Annotated in this window: 10 protein-coding genes and 1 pseudogene; 7 read left to right on the top strand and 4 right to left on the bottom strand. The window is 67.0% G+C overall.

Going from position 1 to position 11,963, the window contains the following annotated elements; all coding sequences use genetic code 11:
- Window positions 1–69 precede the first annotated feature (69 nt).
- On the top strand, window positions 70–255 hold the full coding sequence (locus BMX99_RS02755; protein ID WP_093446921.1) for a hypothetical protein: 186 nt from the start codon (window positions 70–72) through the stop codon (window positions 253–255).
- A gap of 54 nt (window positions 256–309) precedes the next feature.
- On the opposite strand, the gene BMX99_RS02750 is transcribed toward BMX99_RS02755, so the two are convergent.
- Window positions 310–1,506, bottom strand: coding sequence for a pyridoxal-phosphate-dependent aminotransferase family protein (locus tag BMX99_RS02750; RefSeq protein ID WP_093446918.1), 1,197 nt, complete (start codon window positions 1,504–1,506; stop codon window positions 310–312).
- 156 nt (window positions 1,507–1,662) lie between these two features.
- Between BMX99_RS02750 and BMX99_RS02745 the strand changes: the two genes are divergently transcribed.
- From BMX99_RS02745 to BMX99_RS02735, 3 genes are all read left to right on the top strand, one after another.
- Window positions 1,663–2,784 carry a flavin-containing monooxygenase gene (locus tag BMX99_RS02745; RefSeq protein WP_093446915.1) on the top strand — a complete coding sequence of 374 codons (1,122 nt, stop codon included), beginning with the start codon at window positions 1,663–1,665 and terminating at the stop codon, window positions 2,782–2,784.
- A 118-nt stretch (window positions 2,785–2,902) separates the two neighbouring features.
- Entirely contained in the window at window positions 2,903–3,583 is a 681-nt protein-coding gene (locus tag BMX99_RS02740; RefSeq protein ID WP_093446912.1) for a tyrosine-protein phosphatase, read from the top strand.
- Between the two features lie 77 nt (window positions 3,584–3,660).
- Complete coding sequence (locus BMX99_RS02735) at window positions 3,661–5,562, top strand: ABC transporter ATP-binding protein (protein WP_409371765.1); 1,902 nt, start codon at window positions 3,661–3,663, stop codon at window positions 5,560–5,562.
- Here BMX99_RS02735 and BMX99_RS02730 read toward each other — a convergent pair.
- Window positions 5,498–6,103, bottom strand: a pseudogene (locus tag BMX99_RS02730) (glycosyltransferase); the annotation flags it as partial. The gene BMX99_RS02735 and the pseudogene BMX99_RS02730 sit on opposite strands and share 65 nt — an antisense overlap.
- A 61-nt stretch (window positions 6,104–6,164) precedes the next feature.
- On the opposite strand from BMX99_RS02730, the gene ygfZ reads away from it, so the two are divergent.
- A complete protein-coding gene (ygfZ, locus tag BMX99_RS02725) occupies window positions 6,165–6,917 on the top strand; it encodes a CAF17-like 4Fe-4S cluster assembly/insertion protein YgfZ (protein WP_093446906.1) in 753 nt (250 codons plus the stop codon).
- 117 nt (window positions 6,918–7,034) lie between these two features.
- Here the strand turns inward: ygfZ and efp are convergent, their stop codons facing one another.
- Entirely contained in the window at window positions 7,035–7,598 is a 564-nt protein-coding gene (gene efp / locus BMX99_RS02720) for an elongation factor P (protein ID WP_093446903.1), read from the bottom strand.
- Between the two features lie 234 nt (window positions 7,599–7,832).
- On the opposite strand from efp, the gene BMX99_RS02715 reads away from it, so the two are divergent.
- Both BMX99_RS02715 and BMX99_RS02710 read left to right on the top strand, forming a co-directional pair.
- Window positions 7,833–8,153 carry a DUF6280 family protein gene (locus BMX99_RS02715; protein ID WP_009805987.1) on the top strand — a complete coding sequence of 107 codons (321 nt, stop codon included), beginning with the start codon at window positions 7,833–7,835 and terminating at the stop codon, window positions 8,151–8,153.
- Between the two features lie 149 nt (window positions 8,154–8,302).
- Window positions 8,303–9,769: a cobyric acid synthase gene (locus BMX99_RS02710; RefSeq protein ID WP_093446900.1), complete on the top strand. Its 1,467-nt coding sequence runs from the start codon at window positions 8,303–8,305 to the stop codon at window positions 9,767–9,769.
- A 496-nt stretch (window positions 9,770–10,265) separates the two neighbouring features.
- Here the strand turns inward: BMX99_RS02710 and BMX99_RS02705 are convergent, their stop codons facing one another.
- Entirely contained in the window at window positions 10,266–11,957 is a 1,692-nt protein-coding gene (locus BMX99_RS02705; protein ID WP_093446897.1) for a hypothetical protein, read from the bottom strand.
- Window positions 11,958–11,963: the final 6 nt, after the last annotated feature.

Below are 11,963 nucleotides of genomic sequence, written 5' to 3'. Positions count from 1 at the left end.
CAGGGCGTCACAGGATGGCCCTGGCGGGGATGCCCGTAGGGGTTCATCGGGATCGCCGCAGGACCAAAGATGTCTGACCGCCGCCTCTCAAATCGCGTGACACGCGCGCCGAACTACACGGGCCCCACGCTGGTCATGGGGTTCTTCAACCTGCTGTGGATCTTCGGCGTGATCTGGTCGCTGTTCGGCTTTCCGGCGGTGATGGCGGCAGGCTGGCTGATCAATCTGGGCATCGACCGCCTGCGCCGAGACTGAAGGCGCGTGCATGCCGCCCCCAGCCGTCTTCACCATCTGTCAGCGTCTAGGCCTTCAGACGGCCGTGATCGCCGCCGCCGCATCCAGCGCGCCGGGGCCATAGGGCACGCCGATCGCCTGCATGCCGGCCTGGACCGTGCCCAGCATACCCAGCACCATATGGGCGTTCAGATGCCCCATGTGGCCGATGCGGAAATAGCCTTCGCCGCGCGGATCCTCGGGGGTTTCCATGCCCAGGCCGATGCCCAGGGTGACGCCGGCGTTCTCGGCCACCCAGGCGCGCAGCCGGGCCGCGTCCTTGCCGCCAAGCGACAGCGCGGTCACCGCATGGGACCGCAGCGCGGGATCCTGGACGTTCATGCGCAGCGCGCCGTTGCCCGATCCCCAGGCCTCGCAAGCGGCCCAGATGGCGCGGGCCAGCGTGTCGTGGCGTTTCCAGACGTTCTCCATGCCTTCGCCGTGCAGCAGGTCCAGCGCGGCGCGCAGGCCGTACAGGTGATGCGTCGGGGCGGTGCCGCCGAAGAACTGATAGAAGAATTCCGCGTCGAGGCGCGGCACCCAGTCCCAGTAGCGCGAGACGCGCGGCATCGCGTGGCGCACGGCCTCGGCCTTGGGGCTGACGAAGACAAACGACAGGCCGGGCGGGACCATCAGGCCCTTCTGGCTGCCGGTCAGGGCCACGTCGACGCCCCAGTCGTCCATGCGGAACTCCTCGCACCCCATGGAGGCGATGCAATCCGCCATCAGCAGCGCGGGGTGTCCGGCGGCATCCAGCGCCTTCCGCAGCACCCGGGGGTCGTTGAGAAGCGAGGTCGCGGTATCGACATGGCTAAACAGGACAGCCTTGTAATCGTGGTTGGTGTCGGCGCGCAGCGCCTCTTCCAGGCGGGCGGCGTCGATGCCGTCGGTCTTGCCGAAATCCAGGCGGTCCGCGACGATGCCCAGCCCCTCGGCCATCTCGGCCCAGCCATTGCCGAAGCGCCCGGTGATGCAGACCAGGACCTTTTCCCCGGCGCTGGCGATATTGCTCAGGCTGGCTTCCCAGGCGCCGTGACCATTGGCGATGTAAATTGCGACCTTGTTATTCGTGCCGGCAACGGCGGTCAGGTCGGGGATCATGGCCCGCACCATGTCGACGATCGCGCCTTCGTAGATGTTCGGCGCCGGGCGATGCATCGCCTGAAGGACCGCATCGGGCATGACCGAGGGACCGGGAATGGCAAGGTAGGGGCGGCCTGCGGCAAGGGTCATCTGGCACCTGTAATCTGTTCGTGACGGCCCACTGTTAGCGGCACCGCCAGCGGCGTCAATCTGCTGCAGTGCAATTCCGGCCTGACGGGCGGCGGCGGCGTTGACAGATGCGACCTCAGCGTGTGTCCTGACGCACAATTGGTGAAAGGGTTTGTCATGAAGCAGGTGATCGTTGTGGGGGCTGGTCCGACCGGGCTTGCCGTCGGGGCCTGCCTGCAAAAGGTCGGGGCCCGCCCGGTCATCCTGGAGCGCGCCGATACGGTCGGGTCCAGCTGGCGCAGCCATTATGACAGCCTGGCCCTGCATACGATACGGGGGCGTTCGGGTCTGCCCGGCCTGCCCTTTCCCGAAAGCGCCGGGCGCTATCCGTCGCGCGATGCGGTGATCGCCTATCTTGACGCCTATGCCGAACACCACGGCCTAAAGCCCAAGTTCGGGCACGAGGTCCTGTCGATCCGCCGCGAAGGGCCGGTCTGGCGGGTCACCCATTCCCAGGGCGCGGAAGAGGCCGGGACGCTGGTCATGGCCACGGGGCTGAACGGCAAGCCGAAGGTGCCTGACTGGCCGGGCGATTTCGACGGGCCGATCCTGCATTCCAAGGACTACCGCAACCCCAGCCCTCACCGTGGTCAGCGCGTTCTGGTGGTGGGCTTCGGCAATTCCGCCGGGGACATCGCGCTGGACCTGGCCAATGCGGGGGGCGAGGTCACGCTGTCGGTGCGCGGCCCGGTTCAGATCCTGCCGAAGGAACTGTTCGGCATGCCCATCACGTCCTTCGGGCTGATGTCGCGGCTTCTGGGCCCCCGGCTGGCGGATCGCCTGACCGCGCCGATCCTGCGCCGACAGGTCGGCCGGCCAGAGGAATACGGGCTGAACGCCTATGAAAAGGGTCCGGCGACCATGGTGGCCGAAGACGGGCGCATCCCGATGATCGATGTCGGGGCCCTGGCCGCAATCCGCGAAGGCCGCATCCGTGTCGCCCCGGGGATCGCGCGGCTGGACGGCGCGGGCGTCGCCTTTACCGACGGCACGGTGCATCCCTTCGACACAATCATCGCCGCGACCGGTTACACCTCGGATCTGCGGCCGCTGTTCGGGCCGCATTGCGCGGCGCTGGACGATGACGGGCATCCCCTGGTCAGCGGCGCGCCCTCGCCCGAGCCGGGGTTGTTCTTCTGCTCTTACTTCGCGTCTTCCACCGGTCAGCTGGCCGCCAGCGCGCAAGAGGCGCGGGCGATCGCAAGGGCCGTCGCCCCGTCGCTGCCCAATCGCGGTTAGGGGCGCGGTCAGGGGCGCCGTTAGGGGCGATCGCTTGCCCCGCGCCCGCCGCTCGCCTACATGGGGCGGGCCGGGCTGATCCCGGATCAGGGATCAACCGGAAAGCCGAGGCATCGCCATGGGCCTGTTTCAAAGACTGAAAGAGAAGGAGCGCGCCTTTCGCCATTCCTTCAACGTGGCCCCGGACACACCCGCCCTGCGCCGACGGGCCGAGTTCTATACCAGCTATTTCGACCACGGGATCCTGCGCAAGCTGTGGTCCAATTTCCACCAGGTCGCGCCGGGGGTCTATCGGTCGAACCACCCCGACCGGCGGCATCTTGAGAAGATGAAGGCGCTTGGCATCCGCACGGTGATCAACCTGCGCGGCACCAATGGCGGGGCCCCCTATCTGATCGAACAGCAGGATTGCGCGGCCCTGGGGCTGCGGATGATCGACGTGAACATGGTGGCCCGCATGGCCCCGCCGCGCGACTTCTTCCTGCAGCTTTTCGATGCCTTCCGCGCGGCCGAGAAACCCTTCGTGATGCACTGCAAATCCGGGGCCGACCGGTCCGGCCTGGCCGCCGCGCTGTGGCTGATCACTTACGAGGGCGAAACCGTCGCCCAGGCCCGAAGGATGCTGAGCCCGCGCTACATCCATTTCAAATGGACCAAGACCGGGGTGCTGGACCACATCCTGGATTGCTACGAGGCGCGGCTGGCCCAGGGACAAATCAGCTTTGAAGACTGGATCCGCAGCGAGTACGATCACCAGGACATGCAAAGATCCTACCTGACACGAAAGGCCGCGGCGTGAGCGAGACAGCCCAGGACCAAAGCCAGATTGCGGGTGCCAAGACGCCCGCCGCCCAGCCCGATCAGGCGATCCCCCAGCTGGACAAGACCACCGCCAGCACGGACGGAGGCCAGCACGCACGCGGGCTTCTGACCTGGCTGTGGCGGGGATATCTGCACCGGCACATCTGGTGGATGCTGGCGGCGCTGGTCTTCATGGCGCTGGAAGGCTCCATGCTGGGTGCGCTGTCGTGGATGATGAAGCCGATGTTCGACGACGTCTTCATCCAGGGCAACACCGGAGCGCTTGGCTGGGTCGGCGCGGCGATCCTGTCGATCTTCGTGCTGCGGGCGCTGGCCTCGGTGGCGCAGAAGGTGCTGCTGGCGCGGATTTCCCAGACCTCCTCGGCCGAGATCCGCAAGGACCTGCTGGCGCGGCTGATGCGGCAGGACGGGGTGTTCCACCAGACCCATCCGCCGGGCTACCTGATCCAGCGGGTGCAAAGCGACGTGACCTCGATCAACGATGTCTGGAACGCCATCCTGACGGGCGCGGGCCGCGATGCGGTGGCGCTGGTGATCCTGATGGGGGTCGCGGTGTCGGTCGACTGGCGCTGGACGCTGATTGCGCTGGTCGGCGCGCCGATCCTGGTGCTGCCCTCGATCATCGTGCAGCGCTTCGTGCGCCGCCGGTCGCGCGAGGCGCGGGATTTCGGCGCACGTCTGGCCACCCGCCTGGACGAGGTCTTTCACGGCATGGTCCCGGTCAAGCTGAACCGGCTGGAACGCTATCAGTCCGACCGGTTCGCCGGGCTGACCGACGATCTGGTCCGGGCCGAGGTCCGCGCCACCCTGGGCACCGCCGCCATCCCCGGTCTGATCGACGTGATGGCCGGGGTCGGCTTCCTGGGCGTGCTGATCTTTGGCGGCGGTCAGATCATCTCGGGCGAGAAGACCGTGGGCGAATTCATGTCCTTCTTCACCGCCATCGGCTTTGCCTTTGAACCGCTGCGCCGTCTGGGCACGGTGTCGGGCGTCTGGCAGGTCGCGGCCTCGGGCATCGAACGGGTCCGCGCGTTGATGGAGGTCGTGCCGACCATCCAGTCCCCCGCCAAACCTGTCCCCGCCCCCACGGGCGTGCCGGGCGTGGCGCTGAAAGGTGTGAACCTGTCCTATGGCGACACCCAGGTGCTGCACGGGCTGAACCTTGTGGCCAAGGCCGGGCAGACCACCGCGCTGGTCGGGGCCTCGGGCGCGGGGAAATCCACCGTCTTCAACCTACTGACCCGTCTGGTCGACCCGCAGGAGGGCCAGGTGCAGATCGGCGGCGTGGGCGTGAACAGGATGTCCCTGCCCGACCTGCGCGGTCTGATGTCGGTGGTGTCACAGGACGCCGCCCTGTTCGACGAGACGCTGCGCGAAAACATCCTGCTGGGCCGCACCGACGTCAGCGAAGAGCGCCTGCAAGAGGTCCTGAAGGCCGCCCATGTGGCCGATTTCCTGCCCAAGCTGCCGCAGGGCCTGGACAGCCCCGTGGGGCCGCGCGGGTCGAACCTGTCGGGCGGGCAGCGTCAGCGCGTGGCCATCGCCCGCGCCCTGCTGCGCGACACGCCAATCCTGCTGCTGGACGAGGCGACCTCGGCCCTGGATGCGGAATCCGAGAAGGTCGTGCAGGACGCGCTGGACCGGCTGAGCCATGGTCGCACGGTTCTGGTGATCGCGCATCGCCTGTCCACCGTGCGCGAGGCCGACAAGATCGTGGTGATGGATCGCGGCCGCGTCGTGGATGAAGGCACGCACGAGGATCTGCTGGCCCATGGCGGGCTATACGCCCGGCTGCATGACCTGCAGTTCAGGACCGACGGGATGACGGCCGATAAGCTTGCGCTAGCGCGTGCGGGTCGGCCCCAAGCCGATAGCGCAGCAGCAGGGTCAGGTTCCGAAGACCCCGGCGCAACCAGCCTTCCCGGACGTATCTGGCGGCGCTTGTTCGGGCGGTAACCGGCAGAGGGGTGATCTTTGGTAGGCGGCGCGCCAGGTCCACATCCTCCATCAGGGGGATGTCTGCGTAGCCGCCCAGGGCCTCAAACTGTGCGGCCCGGATCAGCAGCCCCTGATCGCCATAGGGCAGGTTGAACAGCCTCGTACGAAGGTTCGCCCAGGCCGAGGTGATCGCGGCCCCTGCCCCGCCCTGATCGAACCCCAGCCGGAAGGTTGCGGGGGCGTCCAGGCCCAGGTGATCGGCGACGGCATCGGTCCACCCCGGGGCCAATTGCGTGTCGGCATGCAGCACCAGCAGCCAGTCGCCCGCCGCCGCCGCACAGCCGCGCCGCAGCTGCCCGCCGCGGGATGCCGCGCCGGTGACAAGCTCGGCCCCGATCTGATCGGCGATGGCTGTGGTGTCGTCCGTGGATCCGCCGTCGGTCACGATGACCTCTCGGATCAGCCCGGCCTCCAGCCCCTCCATCAGGGCCGCGACGCAGCCCGGCAGCGCCGCGCCTGCGTTCAGCGTGGGAATGATGACAGAGATCGGGGCGCGCATGGTTTTGTCCGCGGTCAGGAGTGTTATATCTGACCCGAAGCCATGCAAAGTGAGCAGACGAATGACAAGTGAAAAGCCCGATGGTGCCCGCCGTATCCTGCGTCTAGGTGGGGCCGACTGGCGCGATTTCCTGCAGAACCTCGTGACGAACGACCTGGGCAAGCTGTCCAAGGGGCCGGTCTATGCGGCGTTGCTGACGCCCCAGGGCAAGCTGATTGCGGATTTCATCCTGGTGGCCGACGGCGACGGCGTGCTGCTGGACGTGGCCGAGGTCTGGGCCGACATGCTGAAACAGCGCCTGACCATGTACAAGCTGCGCGCCGACGTGACGATCGAAGAGACCGGCCTGTCAGTCCGGCGGGGCACCGGCGATGCGCCCACAGGCGCGGTGACGGACCCGCGCAGCGCTGCGCTTGGCTGGCGGCTGTATGGCCCCGAGGGCGGCGATGACGGCAGCGATTTCACCGCGCTTCAGGTGGAAAACCTGGTGCCGGAAAGCGGCCGGGACCTTGGGCCCGACAGCTATATCCTGGAGATGGGGTTCGAACGGCTGAACGGCGTCGATTTCCGCAAGGGGTGCTATGTCGGGCAGGAAGTCACCGCCCGGATGAAGCACAAGACCGAACTGCGCAAAGGCCTGCGGCTGGTGCATGTCGACGGCGACGCATCCCCCGGGACCGAAATCCTGCGCGATGGCAAGCCGGTCGGCACCCTGCTGAGCCGTGCGGGCGACCGCGCGCTGGCCTATCTGCGGTTCGACCGGATCGGCGACGGGATGGAAGCCGCAGGCGCGACAGTCACCGTGCCGGAGTGAGCGCGCCAGACTAGACCGCGCCGGTCAGGTTCAAACGAAAAAGGCCCCGGAGACGCTCCGGGGCCTTTTCCATGTATGATGGTTCAGAACCCTGCCCCGCACCGGGGCCGGACCACGTCAGGCGCGTTCCGAATATTCCATGGTCTCGGTGTTGACGATGATGTCTTCGTCCTGGCCCACGAAGGGCGGCACCATGACCTTGACGCCGTTGTCGAGGATCGCGGGTTTGAAGCTATTGGCAGCGGTCTGGCCCTTCACGACCGGCTCGGTCTCGACGATCTTGCAGGTGACCTTCTGCGGCACGGTGGCGTTCAGCGCCTCGGATTCGTGGAATTCGACCACGATGGTCATGCCGTCCTGAAGGAACGGGCGGCGTTCGCCCAGCAGGTCGGCGGGCAGTTCGACCTGGTCGTAGGTCTCGGTGTCCATGAAGGTCAGCACGCCGTCGGATTCGAACAGGAACTGCATGTCCTTCTGTTCCAGGCGAACGCGTTCCACCTTGTCCGCAGACCGGAAGCGTTCGTTCAGCTTCGATCCGTTGCGCAGGTTCTTCATCTCGACCTGGGCGAAGGCCCCGCCCTTGCCGGGCTTGACGTGGTCGACCTTGACCGCCGCCCAGAGACCGCCGTTATGCTCAAGCACGTTTCCGGGCCGAATTTCGTTTCCGTTAATCTTTGGCATGCCAAATACCGCCTATCCGGGTTGATCCTTGTCAACGCGGTCCTATATCTGGCCCTCTGGTATCTGGCAAGCTTTGCGCGGGCCTGACACCTGGGGGAACGCGACGGGAAATGTGTTGATTAGATATGCATCTGCTGCATAACAGGGTTGAAAAACTTGCCCACCCGAATCGACACAAAATCGCCATAAACGGCGCCACGCCCTAATCGCAAGAGCAATAACAAAGGTCGAGATATGAAAGATTTCGTTGACGGCACCGCATTCAACAACGAACAGGGCAACCGCTCGCGGAAACTGTTCGCTGCCGTCGTCCTGGCTGCCCTGGACGATGCCATTGCCGATGACAAGAAATACGGAAACGGCCCGGAACAGATCGCACGTTGGGCCCGGTCCCGCGACGGTCGCGAAGTTCTGAGCTGCGCCGGCATCGACCCGAACGAACGTGTCGTTTCGGGCCTGATGGAGTTCGTGTCCCGCGGTGTCCGCACCTCGGTCGCGCTGTCGCGCGAAGAAAGCGAACGCCGCCACGCAGCGGAACAAGCCGACGCTGCATAACGCATGGGCCTGATCCCTTCGGGGATCGCGGCCCATACCAGAAAAAGACGCGCCCTTTCGGGGCGCGTTTTTTTATGCTCAAACCGCTGGCAAGGCAGATGGGCCCATGTCGGCAAGACGGGGCCCTTATCACGCAGGCGGGGGACAGGATGACGCGCGCACTCATGATCCAGGGCACCGGGTCCAACGTGGGGAAATCCCTGCTGGTGGCGGGGATCGCCCGCGCCTTTGCCGATCGCGGGCTGCGCGTCGCGCCCTTCAAGCCGCAGAACATGTCGAACAATGCCGCCGTAAGCCACGACGGAGGAGAGATCGGCCGCGCCCAGGCCCTGCAGGCCCGCGCCGCCCGCATCGCCCCGCACACCGACATGAACCCCGTGCTGCTGAAGCCCGAGACGGACACCGGCGCGCAGGTGATCGTGCAGGGCGAACGCTATGCCACCCTGTCCGCGCGGGACTATGCGCGCGAGAAACCGGCGTTGATGGCGCGGATCCTGGACAGCTTCCACCGCCTGGCCGAAGGCGTCGACCTGGTGGTGATCGAAGGGGCCGGCAGCCCGGCCGAGATCAACCTGCGCGCGGGCGACCTGGCCAACATGGGCTTTGCCGAAGCCGCGAACGTGCCGGTCGTGCTGGCGGGCGATATCGACCGGGGCGGCGTGATTGCCCAGCTGGTCGGCACCCAGGCGGTGCTGGCCGACGCGGATGCGGCGCGGATCAAGGGTTTCCTGGTGAACCGCTTTCGCGGCGACCCGACGCTGTTCGACGAGGGCATGCGCGAAATCGCCGACCGGACGGGCTGGGCCGCGCTTGGGCTGGTGCCCTGGTTCGATCAGGCCTGGCGGCTGCCGGCCGAGGATGTCCTCGACCTTGGCTCGGGCCCCGCCGGTCAGGGTGACCGCCCCTTCCGCATCGCCGTGCCCAAGCTGAACCGGATCGCGAATTTCGACGACCTCGACCCGCTGTCGTCGGAACCCGGCGTCCAGGTCGAGATCATCCCGAACGGCCGCCCCCTGCCCGGCGATGCCGACATGGTGCTGATCCCCGGGTCCAAGGCGACGATCGCGGATCTTGAACATTTCCGCACCCAGGGCTGGGACATCGACCTGGCGGCGCATATCCGGCGCGGCGGTCATGTGCTGGGCCTGTGCGGCGGCTACCAGATGCTGGGGCGCTGGATCGACGACCCGGAGGGGATCGAGGGGCGGCCGGGACGTCACCCGGGCCTTGGCCATCTGGATATCGAGACGGTCATGACGCCGGCGAAACGGGTCACCCTGACCGACGCGGTGCATCCCGAAAGCGGCGCGGCGCTGAAGGGGTATGAAATCCACCTGGGCCGCACCACGGGGCCGGATTGCGCCCGCGCCTGGCTGCGCATCGGTGACACGCCCGAGGGGGCCTCCAGCCCCGACGGTCGGGTGCGCGGCTGCTATCTGCATGGGCTCTATGCCTCGGATGGATTCCGGGCGGCGGATCTGGCGCGGATGGGCGCGGCCTCGGGCCTGTCCTACGAGGCGGGCGTCGAAGAGGTCCTGGACGCCCTGGCCGCCCATGTGGCGCAGCACATCGACCTGGACGCGCTCTGGGACATCGCCGCCCCTGTTGCGCGCTGAGGGTCCGGGCGGGCGGTCTGGGGCTACGGGCCTTCGCAGCCCTCCGGGACGGCCCAGAGGCCGGATAACGGCCCCTGTAGGGCGCAAAGACGCGGCCCGTTGCAATGTCGTTGCGCAGCTCGCCAAGGTCGCGCCAGCCCGCAGGGTGGTCCCCTCTCGGCGTTATCAGACGACGGCTAAAGTTGCGGACTGGCTCTCGCGATGACCGCACCGGAAGCCACCTGTGTAGTCCCCCTCCCCTCGCATGGTCCCCAAGTCCGCTAGAGGATGTCGTCAGCTCGTTCCAAGGATGACAAGTCGTTGGCGAATGGGCTCGTGCCTGTCCTCGCAAGCATCAGGCACGCCCCCCAAATCCCGCTGCGCATCTTCCGTACCGAGCCTGCGGAAACCACAGGAAAAGCCAGAACCACAGGACGCGCACTAGGGCGCTCCACATGACGCAGAAACAAAAACAGGGCCCGCAGTGGGGCCCTGTGTGCGCGTCTCATAGAGACACTCAGTCGATGTTGTAGGACGCCAGCGCGCGGTGGATTTCGCGGCGCACCAGCTTGCGCACGTTGCGGGTGATGCGTTCGCCCAGGGCACCCTGAAGCTCTTGCCGGACGATTTCCGATACCATGTCGCGCAGCATGTCTTCGTCCAGCAGAACCGGCTCTTCCGTCAGGGCCTCGCGGTCGGCGGTCGCCAGGGCTTCCTGGTCCAAGGCATCCTGATCCGCGACGTCCTGCCAGTCGGTGGCTGGTTCGGCCTCGGTCGGGGTGTCGGCCTCAACAGTCTCAGGCGCGGATTGCGTCGGTTCGACAGCGGCATCAGACACCGGTGACGCTGCAACCTCTGGCGCGGCAGGTTCGGCTGGTTGGGCGCGGCGGGCGGAATCGAAGACCACCGTCATGGGGGGCCGGTCCGCGTCGGCGGCTGCGCGTTGTTTCGCGGTCAGCGCCAGGAACGCGGTCTCTATGGCCGGGCGGGCGGTTGTTTCTGCGGGGGCTTGCGGGGCAATGTCGGGTGTTGCTTCCGGGGCCAGAGCCACATCCATCGCCGCCTGATCGGGATCGTCGATCGGATCGACGGCCCAGATGTCATCGTCGGCGTCCGCACCGAAGACCGGCTTGCGGGTCTCGTCCAGGTCCTCGTCGTCGATCCAGGGCACCGGGCCGGCCTGCGGGCCGGGGGCGGCGTCGGTTTCCTCGTCCGCTTCGGGTTCCCAGTCGCCGCCGTGTTCGGTGACAACGTTTTCGACCTCGGTCACGCGCTGACGCAGGGTGGTGATGCCCTGATGACGCAGGAAGGTCGGCACGATGTCGTCGCCCTCGTCCTCGGCCGGGGCGGCGCTGCGAGCGTAGGACCCGATTTCGATATCCTCGTCCGAAAGGTCTTCTTCGTCCAGGGCGGCCGCTGCGGTGGCGATGACCTCGTCCGGGTCGGCCGCCTTGCGGGTCAGCCCAAGCGCCGAAAGCTGGGCCAGCCATTCGTCGTCGTTCAGGATCGAGGCCGGCATCGACAGCGGCGTGACCTGCGCGTCGGTGTCGTCCTGTGCAGTGCGGTCCTTTGCGGTGGCGTCTTCCGCGACGGGCTGAACATCAGCCATGTCGGCGGCATCGTCGGCATCGGCATCGCGCCCGCCGTCAAAGGGGTCGGACCCAAGCGCGGCCAGCGCCGCCTCGATCGCGTTCTCGGGCGAGGTTGGTTCGGACGGTGCCCCTGCCTGGGGCCGCGACACGGCCGAGATCCCCGCGGGGCGCTTTTCCTCGATCGTGGCGGCCTTGGCCCCTGCTGCGCGGACGCGGTCCATCAGGCTGAGAAGGTCGGCTTCGGCGCGGGGCTCATCCTCGGGTTCGGCATGCACGAACCGGGCTTCGGCGATCTGGTCGGTGCCATGATCGGCCCCGTGATCGGCAAAGGACTCCGAATCGTCCTGGTCATCATGCAGCGGTTCCACCGGCGCGGGCGTGTCCACGCGCAGCGCCGGGGTCAGGATCAGACGGCCATCGGGCTTAGTACCTTCGGTCGGGGCCTTGTCCGCCCCCTCGCCCGTCTGTGCCGTGCCATTGGTGCCAGGTCTGCCAACGCGTGCTGGAATCGCCTCGGCGACGACATCCCGGCTTTGGGCCCGGACCTCTTCGGATACGAGTTTCCGAATCGAGGACAAAACATCCTCGATCTGCACATTGGTTACAGGATCTGACATGGTATT

This window comes from Pseudooceanicola nitratireducens, assembly GCF_900109195.1.
GTDB classification, from domain to species: domain Bacteria; phylum Pseudomonadota; class Alphaproteobacteria; order Rhodobacterales; family Rhodobacteraceae; genus Pseudooceanicola; species Pseudooceanicola nitratireducens.
This window is presented reverse-complemented; position numbering and strand designations above follow the sequence as displayed.

Excerpts from the sequence above, each read along its gene's own strand:
- BMX99_RS02755 (WP_093446921.1), top strand. The coding sequence starts at position 70 with ATGTCTGACCGCCGCCTCTCAAATCGCGTGACACGCGCGCCGAACTAC.
- BMX99_RS02750 (WP_093446918.1), bottom strand. The coding sequence starts at position 1,506 with ATGACCCTTGCCGCAGGCCGCCCCTACCTTGCCATTCCCGGTCCCTCG.
- BMX99_RS02745 (WP_093446915.1), top strand. The coding sequence starts at position 1,663 with ATGAAGCAGGTGATCGTTGTGGGGGCTGGTCCGACCGGGCTTGCCGTC.
- BMX99_RS02740 (WP_093446912.1), top strand. The coding sequence starts at position 2,903 with ATGGGCCTGTTTCAAAGACTGAAAGAGAAGGAGCGCGCCTTTCGCCAT.
- ygfZ (WP_093446906.1), top strand. The coding sequence starts at position 6,165 with ATGACAAGTGAAAAGCCCGATGGTGCCCGCCGTATCCTGCGTCTAGGT.
- efp (WP_093446903.1), bottom strand. The coding sequence starts at position 7,598 with ATGCCAAAGATTAACGGAAACGAAATTCGGCCCGGAAACGTGCTTGAG.
- BMX99_RS02715 (WP_009805987.1), top strand. The coding sequence starts at position 7,833 with ATGAAAGATTTCGTTGACGGCACCGCATTCAACAACGAACAGGGCAAC.
- BMX99_RS02710 (WP_093446900.1), top strand. The coding sequence starts at position 8,303 with ATGACGCGCGCACTCATGATCCAGGGCACCGGGTCCAACGTGGGGAAA.
- BMX99_RS02705 (WP_093446897.1), bottom strand. The coding sequence starts at position 11,957 with ATGTCAGATCCTGTAACCAATGTGCAGATCGAGGATGTTTTGTCCTCG.